The sequence below is a fragment of the Sphingobacterium corticibacter genome, assembly GCF_003076635.1.
Lineage (GTDB): Bacteria > Bacteroidota > Bacteroidia > Sphingobacteriales > Sphingobacteriaceae > Sphingobacterium > Sphingobacterium corticibacter.
Window position 1 is genome coordinate 590,874 of the sequence record NZ_QDKG01000001.1, and the last position, 15,190, is coordinate 606,063.

The window sequence follows — 15,190 nt, forward strand, 5'->3', positions numbered from 1 at the left end:
GCTACAATGATTTTAAGAATTTGATCAATGATTCCTTTTCACCGGGTGAAAGACTCCGATAGTTTTGGCGAACCCGAGAGGCTTCGCCACCGTGCAGTTCTATCGCTTGTTCGATACTGTTGGCTCTGCCATCGTGCATCAAGAAATAGCGCCCGCCTTGAGAATCTGGCGCAAGTCCCAATCCCCAAAGTGGAGGAGTTCGCCATTCTGCCGTTGTTGCTGATCCTTCGGTATAGCCATCGTCGAGTTCTGGTCCCATATCGTGTAGTAGCAAGTCGGTATAAGGATAGAATTCTTGAAAAGCCAATGCTTTAATCGGTGCATTTCCAGTCTTTAGCTGCGGTGTGTGACAGCTTGAACAGGATATCTGCGTAAACAAGGCTTTGCCTCGCACGACTTCTGGATCATTTTGATTGCGTGGAATAGGAGCTTTCAAGGTTTGCAGATAAAAGCTGACATTATTCACTTTCTGGGTAGCAATTTCTGGATCAATTGGCATACCTGAAAAAAGGTCAATGGGATTATAAAAGGTAGAAATTCCCATGTCTTCAGAGAATGCACTTACGGTCTGTTGAAGCAAATCATATACACTAGCCTTTTTTCCAAATCGGCCGATGTATTTTCCATCTTTGGAACCGCTTTCGCTGCGCGGTCTAATGAAAGCGGGAATGTTTACCCAATTCACGCGACCGGAGATGCCATCGCCATCTCGATCTTCAGGATCAGCCATGGAGAGCAACACGGCATCTGGTACAAATTCTAGCAATCCCATTCCTGTCACAGCAGGCGGAGTGAGGCGCGTATACGTCGCTCCAGCAGGTAAAACTTCTGGATCATATCCTGGGATTGCCCTGTTTTGTAGTTGCGGTCCTCCTAAATGCAAAAACTGATTGCCAGTGGCATCGATCTGGCCGAATCGAGTAACTGTACTAAAAGGATTTCCCTTGCCATCTCCAGCATGGCAACTCACGCAACTGTTCGCTACGAACAAAGGTCCAAGACCTTTCTCGATGGTGAATACTTCCTCAAAAGTCTGATCTCCATCCAGAAAACGCTGCATTTCTGCAAAATTAAGTCCATCCATTGGGCCATCTAACAGACTGTCTTCTGGCGGTAATTTAGGTTCGAACCTTTCACAAGACTGAACCCCGATAATTAGAGCTACAATAACTCCAATAACGATGTGTGATTTTTTCATCATTCTCATTATAAATCTTAAAAAAAGGGCGTTTTTCTTCTCGGTCTCCTAGCGCATGGAGGTGGTTGCTAGGACAATTCAACATTCTAAAAACTACTGCGAAATAGCAAATAGAATTATTAGATGTGTAAATATAAAAAGTTATATTTATCTAACAATTATTTTTTTGTAAATATGTTAGATGATGCTAATATTATGTACATTCGACCTATGATGTCTGGAACAGAAGAAAACTACCTGAAAGCTTTGTTTCACCTCTCCCATAGTAAGGGAGAAGTAAATATTTCTGATCTTAGTAAGCATTTACAAGTTAAATTGCCGACCGCAAATAGTATGATGAAACGACTTTCTGAAAAAAAGTTGGTAATCCACGAAAACTATAAACCCATAAAGTTGTCTGAAAAGGGCAAAATAGAAGCTGCTCTAATTATTCGTAAACATCGTTTAACAGAGATGTATTTGGTAGAAATAATGGGGTTGGGATGGGAAGAGGTGCATGAAATTGCCGAACAAATTGAGCATATTCAATCGCCTGCTTTTTTCGATAAAATGGATGAATTATTAGGCTATCCAAATGTGGATCCGCACGGTTCACCCATACCCGATCAGCAGGGCCATGTCACGCTAGCGGATTACCAAAAACTCAGCGACCATAAAGCGGGAGATCAGGTGCAGTTTATGGCTGTCGGAGATTCTGCCACAGATCTACTCAACTATTTGAACACTAAATCGTTGCCGCTAGGTACAATTCTATATATTGAATCTGTAGAAAATTTTGATGGGACGATGTCTGTATCTTATAATGACAAAAAGAATGAATTGCTAAGTAGCAAGGTCTGTGATAAACTTTTGGTGCAAGACAAAGTCGTCATTTCGTGAAATATTCCCTTTTAAAAATTACTATATCTCGATCAGGTTCTTAGTGATGCGGGGAAGCCATGTATGCATTGTAAATAATGTTATGGCAAGAAATTTGTAAAACATAGTACAAAAAAGAACAGATATGAAATACATCTTTAGTTACTTATTAGGTATAGCCATCTTAACAGGATGCGGGCAATCCAAGACAGAATCTGCCGATGATCCAGCAGAGAACACAGAAACAACTGCAGCTTCAGAGAGCGAAGACGGATCCGCGCCAATTGCTGAAACAGTTGGAGATTGGCCTGGCACGTACGAAGGAGTAGTGCCATGCGCAGATTGTCCGGGTATCAAAACGACGGTCGTGCTCAACAATAATGACACCTTTCGCATCACGCAAGATTACGAAGATCGCGATCAAAAAGTGGATGACAACGGACGGATCATGTGGCATGACGGAGGTAAGGTCGCGCACTTGAAAGGGACTAATGTCAATTTGAAATTTAAAATTGGTAATGACAATCTAAAGCAATTAGATGAAGACGAAAAGGAAATCACTTCTAATCTCGCTGAACACTATGTCTTGAAAAAGATCAAGGAAGCAGAATTGCCGGTAGAATAATACTTCTATACAGCAGCAAAAAGGGCGCATCACGATGCGCCTTTTTTGCTGCCATTTATTTTGGAATGGCACATACTCGGTAAGTGCTCGAATCAATTGTTTCACAATAGGAGCTGTTCTGTTCAATTTGCTGATAACGCTCCATAAATTTTTCATGCCCATCGGCATCGCTAATCGAGAGCAAAGCAGGATCAGATATATCTGCGGTATTATTGTCTAGGAATATGGAATATTCTTCATTTTCTTCCACTAGGTGAAATCCCTTCTCTTCTTCTATACTATTGCCAGCGACGTTTTCCTGATAATAAGTTTTGCCTTTGTGGATTGCTTCTTCTTGCGTCATGTTTTGTAGGTTTACAGTTTACTACAGAATAAACAACGATTTCGCAGTTTTGATTTTTTCCACTGTACTCCAACAAATGCTTATCTCGAATGTTATCCTATCAAACAAACATATTTGCTATGAGTACAGAAAATCTTCACAACCAAGAAGCTATAGATAAACTACAAGAACTAGTAGACAAAATAGATATCGGAATGCTAGGTACTTACCCCGAAAAAGGTAGCTACGTACATGCCGTGCCTATGAGTAGACAAGAAGTCGATGAATCGGGAAACATTTGGTTTTTATTTTCGTCCGAAAGTGATACCCACACGCACCTAGAATCCAATGATCAGGTTAGTTTGTTGTATTCGGATGTAAGCAACTACAGCTTCTTGAGTATCAATGGACATGCGGAGGTTTCCAGAGATCAAGAACGGATCGATAAATACTGGAATAAAATGATCGAAGGTTGGTTTGAAAAAGGAAAAGAAGATCCACACATTCGTGTATTGCGCGTAGTGCCTAACGAGGCACATTATTGGGATAATAAATCCAATAAATTGGTCACATTCTTTAAAGTGGCTGCTAGCGCAATCACTGGTGCGAAGAAAGATGTAGGTCGTCAAGGTGATCTCAACATCTAGTACAAATTACCGATATTTGTAATGACAAAATGAAAGAGTCAGATCGTCCATAGGTGATATCTGACTCTTTTACTTAAACGAGAGGATGATGGATACATTTTATGATTTAAATGCCAACAAGCCCAACGGTGAAAAATTGCCGATGGATGACTTGCGTGGAAAAGTTGTTTTGATCGTAAACACGGCTACCAAATGTGGACTAGCGCCACAATTTGAAGGATTAGAATTATTGCATCAGAAATACAGTCCTCAAGGTTTGGTTGTACTCGGCTTCCCTTGCGATCAATTCGCCAATCAAGAACCAGAAACCAATGCAAGCATGGAATCCGCTTGCCAGATCAATCATGGCGTTACCTTTCAGTTGCTGGAGAAATCAGATGTTAATGGTGAAAATACGAACCCTGTTTTCCGATACCTCAAAAAAGAGCTTTCAGGCTTCCTGGGCTCGCGTATCAAATGGAACTTCACCAAATTTCTAGTGGACAAAAATGGTAAGCCGGTTAAGCGCTTCGCACCAATTACCAAACCAGCGACGTTAGAGCCTACGATTCGGAAACTATTAGGAATTTAATTTACAATTGAGTTAATAATACCTAGATTTGTGGTATAACCAGTTGTAAATGGAAACGTATCGCAATCCCGTGCTAGCGTCCTTGCCGGCACATCTCAGACAGTTTGTCGTACCGCAAAACTATGCACGCTATTCGGCCATAGATCAGGCTGTGTGGCGCTATGTCATGCGCCAGAATTATGCCTATCTAAAAGAAGTGGCGTACTATCCATACATTCCTGGTTTACGCAAAGCTGGATTATCTATTGAGCGAATTCCTAATTTACAGGCTATGAATGATAGTCTCTCACAAATCGGTTGGGGAGCAGTCACCGTGGATGGATTTATTCCACCTTCAGCGTTTATGGAATTTCAAGCGCATCGTGTATTGGTGATTGCAGCAGATATTCGACAATTGGAGCATATAGAATATACTCCGGCGCCCGATATTATCCATGAATCTTCTGGTCACGCGCCCATTATTGGCGAACCGGAGTATGCTGCCTATTTACAGTATTTTGGCGAGATCGGTAGCAAAGCCATGTTTTCCGCGCAAGATTTTCAATTGTATGAAGCCATTCGTCATCTCTCTATACTAAAAGAACGTTCCGATGTAACAAAGGAGGAACTAAATGCCGCAGAAGCAGCTTTGGTTGATGTGCAGCAGCATATGGGCGAACCATCCGAGATGGCCTTATTAAGCAGATTGCATTGGTGGACGGTAGAATATGGACTAATCGGTACGGTAGAGGATCCAAAAATTTACGGTGCTGGATTATTGTCCTCTATTGGAGAGAGCGCCAGCTGTATGCAACCAGCTGTGCCAAAGCTGGATTATACGATCAATGCCTTGGACTACAGTTACGATATCACCACAGCACAACCTCAATTGTTCGTGACGCCTGATTTTAAACATCTCCGTACTATTTTAGATGAATTCGCGGATACCATGGCTTTTCGAGTTGGAGGCAAATATGGTATGAATCTGGCAATCGACAGCGGAAATACTTGCACAGTCGTTTATAGCTCTGGATTACAGGTTTCGGGAACATTTCAGCAAATAGGTCGAGAAGATGTGTTAACGTACATTCGTACAATCGGGCCGACAGCGTTAGCAATTGAAGATCAACAATTGAGGGGGCATAGTAAGGCCCAACATGCAGATGGTTTTGGAAGTCCGGTCGGTGCAGTCGCGGGATGGGATGTGGCTTTGGAAGATTGTGTACCGCAGGAATTATCGGATAGAGGTTGGCTAGTCGGACAGATCGTAGAAATACAATTTGAGTCTGGAATAGTAGTGCGTGGTCAGCTGCTTGATCAAATCTTTCATGAATCCAAGCTTTGCTTACTTAGCTTTACGGATTGTAACGTACAAGATAATAATTCCGGAGAAATTTATTTCGAGCCAAGTTGGGGCAGGTACGATATGGCGGTAGGCGAAAACATCATATCGGTTTATTTCGGCTCAGCCGACAAATCCGCCTTCGAATCTAAGATTAGCGTATCCCAGCACAAGACAAACATTGTTCCCGAAAATGAGGATCGAAAACTCCATATACAATTGTATGCCACTATACGCGCGTTGCGTGAAGAGAATAAAGCTATTGACTTACAACAGTTTTTGCAAGAACATGAATTTCTATTATCTCAAAACTGGCTAGCATTGGTAGAGTTATTAGAGCTAGCGATGGATAGTTCGCAGACGGATGCTGCAAGCCGTATCGAAAAAAAGCTAGGTACTTTATCGGCCAAGGATGCTTCTTTGAAAAAGCTTATTGCAGATGGTATTCGCCTGGCGAAAGATCAAGAAACCGAAATACTATTATAGTATTTTTAAATTAATTTTGAATTAATATTTGTGACTGAATTTCAGGTTTATTATATTTGATTAATAATAAACCATTTATGAATATTTCTTATATTCTAGTCGCTGTAGTATTGTCGCTTGGTCTAGCTTTGTTTCGTAAAGCGCTGATCGCGGATTTGGTATTTGCACAATACTAATTTCGACATTTCCTCGTCCAGAGTTCCGCTGGCAATGCTTAGTGTAAGCATCATTTTCTGAATGTAGATCCTTACATTCTATTTAACAACACTTTATAATTCCACTATCATGGCACAGACATTTGCCGAAAAAATCGCGCTTGCTGAAAATTTCTTGCTGATCAATGGCACCAGTTACAAGGATGGAACCGTAAAAGAAGCAACTTATAATAGCAATATCATATGAAAGATTTATTAGCCACATTCGAGCAAAAACGACCTGATATCGTTTTTGAGTGGAAAGACACGGAAACAGAGGCCGAGGGATGGGTAGTCATCAATTCCTTGCGTGGTGGTGCGGCCGGCGGAGGCACACGTATGCGATTGGGACTCGATCGTTACGAAGTGGTTGGTCTAGCAAAGACGATGGAAGTGAAGTTTACCGTTTCCGGACCTGCAATTGGCGGTGCAAAATCTGGAATCAATTTTGATCCGAGCGATCCACGACGTGATGGTGTGCTAGAACGTTGGTTTAAAGTAGTAACGCCATTATTGAAAGCTTATTACGGTACCGGTGGTGATCTTAATGTAGATGAGATTCATGACGTGATTCCGCTTACGGAAAAGTATGGATTATGGCATCCGCAAGAAGGCGTACTACAGGGGCATTTCAACGTGCGCGAAAACGCACGTATCCATCAAATTGGCCAATTACGATATGGCGTTTCAAAAGTGATTGAGGATGCAGTGTATAGTCCGGATCTTAAACGCAAATACCGCATTGCCGATATGATCACTGGGTATGGAGTAGCAGAATCCATCCAGCATTTTTACGGATTGTACAACGGTTCCTGTATCGGCAAGCGCGCCGTCATACAGGGATGGGGAAATGTCGCTGCTTCGGCTGCCTTTTACCTTGCTCGTATGGGTGTTCAGATAGTCGGTATTATTGATCGCGTTGGCGGGCTTATCGCTACCGATGGATTTACGATTACAGAGATTGAGCAGTTATTTATAGATCGGGAGCGCAATGCATTGTCATCCGACCGTCTCCGCCCATTCGAAGAGATTAATGAGGAGATTTGGCATGTTGGAGCAGAGATATTCGTGCCGGCGGCGGCATCTCGTCTGGTTTCAAAAGATAATATAGAAACGCTCGTAAAACATGGTCTCGAGCTTATCGCTTCTGGTGCTAATGTTCCTTTTGCTGATCGGGAGATTTTCTATGGGCCTGTTATGGAGTTTGCGGATCGCCAAGTTGCGGTGATTCCAGATTTCATTGCTAACTGCGGTATGGCACGCGTATTCTCCTATCTAATGCAGCCTAATATTGAAATCAGCGATCAGGCAATCTTTTCAGATGTGTCGCAGGTAATATTTAAAGCGTTAAAAGCGATAAAGGAAGAACAGCCAGAAAAGCAGATGATTTCTTCGAAAGCCTACGAATTGGCTTTAAAACAATTGGTTTCTGCTAATTCGTATACAGCAAATATCGTTTAGCACTATATTAGAAGAGTACCCAGATCTTGGGTGCAAAGATGCATAACCCGACAACAGCGGCAGCCAATGCAGTAACAAGCACAGCTGCCGCTGCTGCATCTTTCACTTTTTTTATTTGTGTATGCTTATGTGGAGATACGAAGTCGGCCAGATACTCGATTGCAGAATTTAGACATTCCATACTCATCACCAGTCCAATACTTAGCGAGATGGCTACCCATTCCAGGGTTGCGATATCAAAGACATAACCAAGAATTATCACCACTAGGCTCGCCGCCAAATGTATCCGAAAATTAGCCTCACTTTGGCATACGTTGCGCAACCCTTGCCCTGCATATCGAAAACTTGCGATCAGCCGCTTCATCTTATCACTGTTTTTTTGCTTGGATCTAAGATAGGTACTATTTTCGTAGCGGTATAGCGTCTAGATATTAAGCTTGAAACGGCGTCGCCGATTTTCTCATTTTACCAATGAACTCTTTCGGACTGATGCCAAACTGCTTTTGAAAGTTGCGGGTGAAATGGGAAGGTGTACTGAAACCCAATTTATTAGCAATCTCGTAAACTTTGTACTCTTGATTACTTAATAGCTGAGCTGCTTTCTTCAATCTGGTAATGTTGATTAATTCATTGGGCGATAAGTCGGATAGTGCCTTGATCTTGCGATACAAAGTTGGCCTGCTCATACACATTTTCTCAGCCAACATATCCACGCATAAACTCTGCTCCGACATGTTTTCTAAAATCAGCGCATTCAATTTTCGTAAAAAAAGCTGATCACCGGTTTCTTCTATCTCTGTATCTATAGGCGAAGATGGGGTAGCACCGTAATGTGCTCGCAGCGATTTTCGGTTGCGCAGCAAGCTCGTGATCTGTGCTTGCAAAAAGTTTGGGGAAAAGGGCTTTTCTATATACGCATCCGCGCCATATTCTAATCCTTCAATCTTAGATTGCAGACTATTCTTGGCCGTCAAAAGGATAAATGGTATATGGCTATATTGCAAATCATCTTTGATCGCCGTGCACAGCTCGTAGCCATCCATTACCGGCATCATCACATCACTCACGACTAGATCTACGGGATAAAGCTTGATGTACTCTAAAGCTTCTTGACCGTTCGTCATTTTTACTACACGATAATGATCTTCCAGATCTTCGGCAATAAAGTCCAATATGTCTTGATGATCATCGGCAATTACGATGGTTGCCTCAGTGGGATGCATCGAATTTATCATAGATTTATAAGGTAGCTCTACAACAAATATATCAAAATTCTACAATTGCTTATGCCGCTTAGGAAGGTGAGAGGAAATCGTTACAAAAAAAGAAAGTCCTGAAATGGGAGTTTCAAGACTTTCGACAAACCAATTATTAACCAAACACTGTGAGTAAAACAATATCTGTGCCAACTATGAGAAATTTTTATATTTAACATTCTTATTCGCAAACATGCTTGAAAACAAGTATTTCCCGCGGACGGGTCATCCAAGTAATTTAAACCATTTGCAGCAAAAAAGAAGTCCTGAAGTGGGGAACTTCAGGACTTCTAACTAACTAACCAATTATTAACCTATTATGAAAAAATTACTACTGCCTATAGAACGGAGGTATTTTTAAAATAGTACAATACTTGGCTTTGCTTAACTTTTTTTAACATCCCGACGATATTCACGTGGCTCTTGAAAGCTTGTAGGTGGTATCATTTAACTTTTGTACCAAATAATGCGTTTCTTCAGCAAGTCCTAATTGTGCTGCGGCATCCTTTCCAAGATTCAGCACATGCGAGCGATCTCTGCGGTGTGAGAATGTGCATTCAAACTTATCTTGGATAATGATGGAAATTTTACGCGTACGTGTTGGGAAAAGCGACTTAATATCTTTCGTAATCCGAATTTGATTTTTCCGTACGTCATCTGCCGTGATTTTATTGCCCGGCGAAGGTATCGTTACTTCCTCGGCAATGTGATCTGCTGGAGCCGCTAAGGCAGCTTCTGTAGCAGTGGTCGTAGTTTCTTGGGTTTCGTGAGGCGTCTCATTCGTTAAAATATTCCGTACATAATACAGCTTATTCTTCGATTTTTCGTTGGCACGTTCGTCGACTTCAAAATCTACTTTGCGGGATTTAAATAAATGCGAGATCTTTTCGAAGCCGTAATTGCGCGCATCGAAATCTGGTTTGCGTTTTATAATCAGATTTCCAATTTCCCCTAAAAATGCCCAACCACTTTCATCTGCTGTATCATCTACTGTATCTTTCAATAGCAATAAAATATCATCATCCAGCGGCGTACTTTCTTTGGCGACGGGGCGCGGAGTAGCTTTCGTGCCAGCAGCTGGAACGTTGTTCGTACTTTCCGTCGCTTTCTTTTTCGCAGCCGACTTATGATCCAGGATCTCTACATAGATGAATTTGTCGCAGGATGCGATAAAGGGTTTTGGCGTTTTGCGTTCACCGATGCCGATTACTAGTTTGCCAGATTCACGCAGGCGCGTAGCCAGTCTGGTGAAATCACTATCGCTAGATACGATGCAAAAGCCATCGACACGATCTGAGTGCAAGATATCCATCGCATCAATAATCAATGCCGAATCGGTGGAGTTTTTGCCTTGCGTGTAGCTATATTGTTGTATCGGCGTGATCGCATGCGTCAGCAGACTTGATTTCCAATTTTCTACAAATGGGCTGGTCCAATCGCCATATATCCGCTTAATAGAAGGCACGCCGTAGCGGTTCACCTCATTCAGGATTTCCTCTATTTTCTTGTAAGACACATTGTCTGCGTCTATCAGCATTGCTATTTTTTGGTCTTTGCGATCCGCCATGGTGTACTGCTCAAGTGTAAGTGCGATTAAAGGTAGTTGTAAATGCCTTAACGTGCAAGCAAAGTGAGCCACAATACTATAAATGAATAGTTTTTAGCTATAATACTATCGAGTTAATTGATTTTCATTAATTTATATAATATCTTATCTTTATGAAGATTGAGGAGTGGAAGAAGTAAAATTTATTAAATCATACGTTATTAAGAATGGAAAAAGAATCTAACGATTTAGGAAAATGCCCATTTCATAATGGTAATGGAGCGATTAAACAAGAGGTCGCCGGTAATGGTACTGGGAACAAAGACTGGTGGCCTAAACAATTAAAATTGAACATTTTGAGACAGCACTCCACGCTGTCGGATCCGATGGATCCCGATTTCAATTATGCCGATGCTTTCAATAGTTTGGATCTTAATGCCGTCAAACAAGATTTGCACGCCTTGATGACCGATTCGCAAGATTGGTGGCCAGCAGATTTCGGCCATTATGGTCCACTTTTCATCCGTATGGCTTGGCATAGTGCCGGCACCTATCGTGTCGGTGATGGGCGAGGTGGCGCTGGATCAGGACAGCAACGTTTTGCGCCTTTAAATAGTTGGCCAGATAATGTAAGTTTAGATAAAGCGCGTCGTTTGCTGTGGCCTATAAAACAAAAATATGGACGCAATATTTCTTGGGCGGATTTATTGATCTTGACTGGTAATGTTGCGTTAGAATCTATGGGATTAAAAACCTTTGGATTTGCGGGCGGTCGCGCAGATGTGTGGGAATCAGACGAAGATGTCTATTGGGGATCAGAGACCACGTGGTTGGGCGGCGATCTGCGCTACGGACATGGATCTGATGGTGCCGACAAACAACATGGGGTTGTGGTATCAGACGATGATGCGGACGGTGATGTGCATTCGCGGAATCTAGAAAAACCATTAGCTGCGGTACAGATGGGATTGATTTACGTAAATCCGGAAGGACCAGATGGTAATCCTGATCCTATCCTCGCTGCAAAAGACATTCGCGATACTTTTGGTCGAATGGCGATGAATGACGAAGAAACTGTCGCTTTGATTGCTGGTGGACATACTTTCGGGAAGACGCACGGTGCTGCGCCGGCGGACGCGCATGTGGGAAAGGAACCAGAAGCTGCTGGATTAGAATTACAAGGCTTAGGTTGGCAAAATAGTTTTGGATCGGGTAAAGCTGGTGATACGATTACCAGTGGATTGGAAGTGACGTGGACCACCACGCCGACAAAATGGGGCAACAACTTCTTCGAGAATCTGTTCAATTACGAATGGGAATTGACCAAAAGTCCGGCTGGAGCACATCAATGGGTTGCGAAAAATGCGGAAAACATTATTCCCGATGCATTTATTGAGGGCAAAAAACATGCTCCGACCATGTTGACGACTGATTTATCCTTGCGTTTCGATCCAGAGTACGAGAAGATTTCTAGAAGATTTTTCGAAAATCCTGACGAATTTGCAGATGCATTTTCTCGCGCATGGTTTAAGCTAACGCATCGCGATATGGGGCCGCGCGAATTGTATCTTGGGCCAGAAGTTCCGCAGGAAGTATTACTATGGCAAGATCCTATTCCAGCCGTAGATCATCCGTTAGTAAATGAGCATGATATAGCCGAGCTCAAAAAACAAGTACTGCAATCTGGTTTATCCACCTCAGAATTGGTAAGCACCGCTTGGGCTTCGGCGTCTACTTTCCGTGGATCAGATAAGCGAGGTGGTGCAAATGGAGCACGTATTCGCCTAGCGCCTCAAAAAGATTGGGAAGTGAACAATCCAGCTCAACTACAAAAGGTGTTGTCTAAATTGGAGGAGATACAAACGTCTTTCCAGCAAGCACAGTCGGACGGTAAAAAGATTTCCCTCGCTGATTTGATCGTATTAGCTGGCGACGCGGCGGTGGAGCAAGCTGCTGGTCATTCGCTTCAAATTCCTTTCAAGCCAGGGCGTATGGATGCTACGCAGGAGCAAACTGATATAGAATCTTTCGAATATTTAGAGCCAATCGCAGATGGTTTCCGGAATTATCACCCAAAACAATACAGCGCTTCGCAAGAAGAATTGTTGGTAGATAGAGCACAATTATTAGGACTTACGAGTCCAGAGCTATCTGTGCTTATCGGAGGTTTGCGCGTGTTAGGTGCTAATTACGATGGTGGTGCTGATGGTGTATTTACCACTAATCCTGAGAAATTGACCAATGATTTTTTCGTGAACTTGTTGGATATGAAAACCGAGTGGAAAGCCGTTTCGGCTGATAAACAACGCTACGAAGGACGTGATCGTTCTGGTGGTGATGTACGATGGACGGCGAGCCGAGCAGATTTGGTATTTGGCTCCAATGCTGAGCTTCGCGCTATCGCAGAAGTATATGGTAGTGCTGATGCAAAGGCTAAATTTACTAAAGATTTTGCTAAAGCGTGGACGAAGATCATGAATGCAGATCGCTTCGATTAACAGTTTTCAATTTTGTAAGTTAGAAGGTGCAGCTATATTGCTGCACCTTTTTTCGTAGCATAGCTAACTCTTGTCAAGCAGAACAATTGTAAGCGATTAACTGTTGTGCTGTAGGTGCATACAGGCATTGTACATAGATAATTTTATATATGAAAAACATTCTCCTATCCGGTGGGACCGGTTTTGTCGGTACTCAGTTGGTGAACCATCTTTTAAGCACATTTCACGATGTTCAGATTACGGTGCTAATTCGTGATGAAAAAGATCGGCAGGAGCGATCGCGCGTTCGTTATTGTATATGGAATGTGAAAGAGGATTATATTTCTTCTGATGTGCCTAAAGATATTGATACCATCATCCATCTGGCAGGTGCTAGTATTGCCGAGAAGCGTTGGACGAAAGAACGTAAGAAAGTGCTTTTAGAAAGTCGTATGCAGAGCACCAAATTATTAGTTGACTGGGTCAAAACAAGAGGAAAGCAAGTGAATACCTTTGTATCGGCCTCGGCAATTGGTTGGTATGGTGAAGCTACTACGGATCGCGCTTTCGTCGAAGAAGATCCGGCGGCGAATGATTTCCTAGCGCATGTGTGTGCAAAATGGGAAGCGGCAGCTCAGCCTTTAGTTGCCACCAATGTGCGAACAGTCTGGATTCGTACGGGCTTGGTGCTGCATCCAGATGGTGGCATGTGGAAAGAAATGAAGAAAGCATTTGCTTTTCGTGTAGCGCCACGATTTGGTAGTGGTAAACAAGTTTTTAGCTGGATTAGTATTGATGATTTACTTCGTCTGTATACGTTTGCAGCAGTAACTCCTACAATAGCAGGTGCGCTCAATGCGGTAGCGTTAAAACCCGAACAGCAAGCCATCTTGACCAAAAAACTACTGAAAAAGACTTCAAGCTTTGCAATTGGTATGCCGATCCCCGCATTGGCACTTAAAATTGGATTAGGTGAGTTGTCGCAAGAGTTATTGAAGCATGCTCCTGTTTCTTCGAAGAAAGTAGAAGATGCTGGTTTTACGTTTCTTCATCCAACGCTAGACGATTTATAGAGCGTTTTCTGATAAGCTGCAGGCGCTTACTACCATTGTCCCACATGTTCCAGCTTGTCGCTAGCGGCAAGTCCATTGGGGTTGCAACCGGGTAATCCCTCTGGTACTTCCAGATTCATTTTATGGTAATAACCTTTCCAAAACGTATCCGTTTGTCGTGTAGCAGGATCAATGAAGGTCATAGGTTCTAGCGTAAAAATTTGATCGTCACGGAAAATCCGCTCTACAAAATCCGAACAATATAAGCTATCGTCATTTAGTATGTACGAGAAATTGTAGGGGAGACCCAACCATTTTTTAGCTTGCGAAAGCGCATTGGGGATGGCAAACTGATAATCAGATTTTAAGCGGTAAATCGCATAATGCGGATTGTCAGATGTGTTGTTGGCTAAATATTCCGACAAGGGCTCTCGTATAGTTCCAGTTTTGGTATTTGCATGTAGTATAAAAATAGAATCTCGCGAGATCTCTATCATGGCTACATGATCAAAAGCGGTATTTGCGGTGGTTTGTGTGACGCGATCAATAGCTCCCGACAGATTAAGCGTCGACGCACCGACAAATAGTAAATCACCATTTTGCAAAAGGATATCAGGCGCTTGAGGAATGGTTTTCGATTGTCCAAACGTCGTAGATATCGTAATTAGAAACAATAATGCATTCAAGAGAATAAAGTGTAGTCGACGTTTGCCTATATTACCCATGCCCAAATATCGGTATTTACACACAGATAATTATAGGTTGCCGCAGTATAGTTCCTCAAGTGTACAGGGATATCATGCAAATAACGAAATGCCATAAAGCAAAGAGAGGTGACCGCGGGGCGATCACCTTCTTTTATAGTTGGTGTGATAGTGTCTGTTAAGAGGCGCGAAATAAGTGCTATGACTTCTTAAGCTCAGTCCCACAGTTGCAACAAGCATGCCAAGATGTATTTTTCCAGAATATTAACGAGATTACCTGAAGTTATCATTCCATTACCAGGTTTTTTTTAATGCAGTGATCAAATCACACATAAAAAAAGACTTTCAACCGGGGAGGCTGAAAGTCTTTAAACTAACCAATTATTAACCTAAAATTATGAATGCACAAAGGTACATAATATAGGTCTAAACATCAATTATTTTTTACTTTTATTTTAATTGTTGCTAACTA

At 42.3% G+C, this 15,190-nt stretch carries 14 protein-coding genes; 8 read left to right on the forward strand and 6 right to left on the reverse strand.

Translation table 11 applies throughout. The annotated features are described in order from the left end of the window. Position 1: 1 nt before the first annotated feature. Positions 2-1,201 (reverse strand): di-heme oxidoredictase family protein, encoded by a 1,200-nt coding sequence (locus DC487_RS02520; protein WP_207774294.1) that lies wholly within the window; start codon positions 1,199-1,201, stop codon positions 2-4. Between the two features lie 207 nt (positions 1,202-1,408). On the opposite strand from DC487_RS02520, the gene DC487_RS02525 reads away from it, so the two are divergent. Both DC487_RS02525 and DC487_RS02530 read left to right on the forward strand, forming a co-directional pair. Then, positions 1,409-2,077: a metal-dependent transcriptional regulator gene (locus DC487_RS02525; protein WP_116775010.1), complete on the forward strand. Its 669-nt coding sequence runs from the start codon at positions 1,409-1,411 to the stop codon at positions 2,075-2,077. A gap of 124 nt (positions 2,078-2,201) precedes the next feature. Next, on the forward strand, positions 2,202-2,681 hold the full coding sequence (locus tag DC487_RS02530; RefSeq protein ID WP_116774371.1) for a copper resistance protein NlpE: 480 nt from the start codon (positions 2,202-2,204) through the stop codon (positions 2,679-2,681). 55 nt (positions 2,682-2,736) lie between these two features. On the opposite strand, the gene DC487_RS02535 is transcribed toward DC487_RS02530, so the two are convergent. Beyond that, on the reverse strand, positions 2,737-3,024 hold the full coding sequence (locus tag DC487_RS02535) for a hypothetical protein (protein ID WP_116774372.1): 288 nt from the start codon (positions 3,022-3,024) through the stop codon (positions 2,737-2,739). Positions 3,025-3,143: 119 nt separating this feature from the next. On the opposite strand from DC487_RS02535, the gene DC487_RS02540 reads away from it, so the two are divergent. From DC487_RS02540 to DC487_RS02555, 4 genes are all read left to right on the forward strand, one after another. Then, the gene (locus DC487_RS02540; protein ID WP_165799002.1) at positions 3,144-3,650 is read left to right on the forward strand and encodes a pyridoxamine 5'-phosphate oxidase family protein; all 507 of its coding nucleotides are present in this window, start codon (positions 3,144-3,146) and stop codon (positions 3,648-3,650) included. Between the two features lie 85 nt (positions 3,651-3,735). Then, a complete protein-coding gene (locus tag DC487_RS02545) occupies positions 3,736-4,221 on the forward strand; it encodes a glutathione peroxidase (RefSeq protein ID WP_239016305.1) in 486 nt (161 codons plus the stop codon). A 49-nt stretch (positions 4,222-4,270) separates the two neighbouring features. After that, positions 4,271-6,028: an aromatic amino acid hydroxylase gene (locus DC487_RS02550; protein WP_116774375.1), complete on the forward strand. Its 1,758-nt coding sequence runs from the start codon at positions 4,271-4,273 to the stop codon at positions 6,026-6,028. Between the two features lie 398 nt (positions 6,029-6,426). Beyond that, positions 6,427-7,683, forward strand: coding sequence for a Glu/Leu/Phe/Val dehydrogenase dimerization domain-containing protein (locus tag DC487_RS02555; RefSeq protein ID WP_116774376.1), 1,257 nt, complete (start codon positions 6,427-6,429; stop codon positions 7,681-7,683). 7 nt (positions 7,684-7,690) lie between these two features. Here DC487_RS02555 and DC487_RS02560 read toward each other — a convergent pair whose 3' ends face one another. The 3 genes from DC487_RS02560 to DC487_RS02570 form a co-directional block, all read right to left on the reverse strand. Beyond that, entirely contained in the window at positions 7,691-8,047 is a 357-nt protein-coding gene (locus DC487_RS02560) for a diacylglycerol kinase (RefSeq protein WP_116774377.1), read from the reverse strand. A 67-nt stretch (positions 8,048-8,114) separates the two neighbouring features. Next, positions 8,115-8,918 (reverse strand): response regulator transcription factor, encoded by an 804-nt coding sequence (locus tag DC487_RS02565; RefSeq protein ID WP_207774296.1) that lies wholly within the window; start codon positions 8,916-8,918, stop codon positions 8,115-8,117. A 433-nt stretch (positions 8,919-9,351) separates the two neighbouring features. Then, complete coding sequence (locus DC487_RS02570; protein ID WP_116774378.1) at positions 9,352-10,506, reverse strand: NYN domain-containing protein; 1,155 nt, start codon at positions 10,504-10,506, stop codon at positions 9,352-9,354. 206 nt (positions 10,507-10,712) lie between these two features. On the opposite strand from DC487_RS02570, the gene katG reads away from it, so the two are divergent. Together katG and DC487_RS02580 are read left to right on the forward strand one after the other, a co-directional pair. Beyond that, on the forward strand, positions 10,713-12,983 hold the full coding sequence (katG, locus tag DC487_RS02575) for a catalase/peroxidase HPI (protein ID WP_116774379.1): 2,271 nt from the start codon (positions 10,713-10,715) through the stop codon (positions 12,981-12,983). Between the two features lie 149 nt (positions 12,984-13,132). Then, positions 13,133-14,035, forward strand: coding sequence for a TIGR01777 family oxidoreductase (locus tag DC487_RS02580; protein ID WP_116774380.1), 903 nt, complete (start codon positions 13,133-13,135; stop codon positions 14,033-14,035). A 29-nt stretch (positions 14,036-14,064) separates the two neighbouring features. Here DC487_RS02580 and DC487_RS02585 read toward each other — a convergent pair whose 3' ends face one another. Then, entirely contained in the window at positions 14,065-14,739 is a 675-nt protein-coding gene (locus tag DC487_RS02585; RefSeq protein ID WP_207774297.1) for a YiiX/YebB-like N1pC/P60 family cysteine hydrolase, read from the reverse strand. Positions 14,740-15,190 lie beyond the last annotated feature (451 nt).

What these genes read in the sequence shown, in the direction of transcription:
- DC487_RS02535 (WP_116774372.1), bottom strand. Translation starts at nt 3,024, where the DNA reads ATGACGCAAGAAGAAGCAATCCACAAAGGCAAAACTTATTATCAGGAA.
- DC487_RS02525 (WP_116775010.1), top strand. Translation starts at nt 1,409, where the DNA reads ATGATGTCTGGAACAGAAGAAAACTACCTGAAAGCTTTGTTTCACCTC.
- DC487_RS02585 (WP_207774297.1), bottom strand. Translation starts at nt 14,739, where the DNA reads ATGGGTAATATAGGCAAACGTCGACTACACTTTATTCTCTTGAATGCA.
- DC487_RS02545 (WP_239016305.1), top strand. Translation starts at nt 3,736, where the DNA reads ATGATGGATACATTTTATGATTTAAATGCCAACAAGCCCAACGGTGAA.
- DC487_RS02565 (WP_207774296.1), bottom strand. Translation starts at nt 8,918, where the DNA reads ATGATAAATTCGATGCATCCCACTGAGGCAACCATCGTAATTGCCGAT.
- katG (WP_116774379.1), top strand. Translation starts at nt 10,713, where the DNA reads ATGGAAAAAGAATCTAACGATTTAGGAAAATGCCCATTTCATAATGGT.
- DC487_RS02540 (WP_165799002.1), top strand. Translation starts at nt 3,144, where the DNA reads ATGAGTACAGAAAATCTTCACAACCAAGAAGCTATAGATAAACTACAA.
- DC487_RS02530 (WP_116774371.1), top strand. Translation starts at nt 2,202, where the DNA reads ATGAAATACATCTTTAGTTACTTATTAGGTATAGCCATCTTAACAGGA.
- DC487_RS02550 (WP_116774375.1), top strand. Translation starts at nt 4,271, where the DNA reads ATGGAAACGTATCGCAATCCCGTGCTAGCGTCCTTGCCGGCACATCTC.
- DC487_RS02580 (WP_116774380.1), top strand. Translation starts at nt 13,133, where the DNA reads ATGAAAAACATTCTCCTATCCGGTGGGACCGGTTTTGTCGGTACTCAG.
- DC487_RS02570 (WP_116774378.1), bottom strand. Translation starts at nt 10,506, where the DNA reads ATGGCGGATCGCAAAGACCAAAAAATAGCAATGCTGATAGACGCAGAC.
- DC487_RS02555 (WP_116774376.1), top strand. Translation starts at nt 6,427, where the DNA reads ATGAAAGATTTATTAGCCACATTCGAGCAAAAACGACCTGATATCGTT.
- DC487_RS02560 (WP_116774377.1), bottom strand. Translation starts at nt 8,047, where the DNA reads ATGAAGCGGCTGATCGCAAGTTTTCGATATGCAGGGCAAGGGTTGCGC.
- DC487_RS02520 (WP_207774294.1), bottom strand. Translation starts at nt 1,201, where the DNA reads ATGATGAAAAAATCACACATCGTTATTGGAGTTATTGTAGCTCTAATT.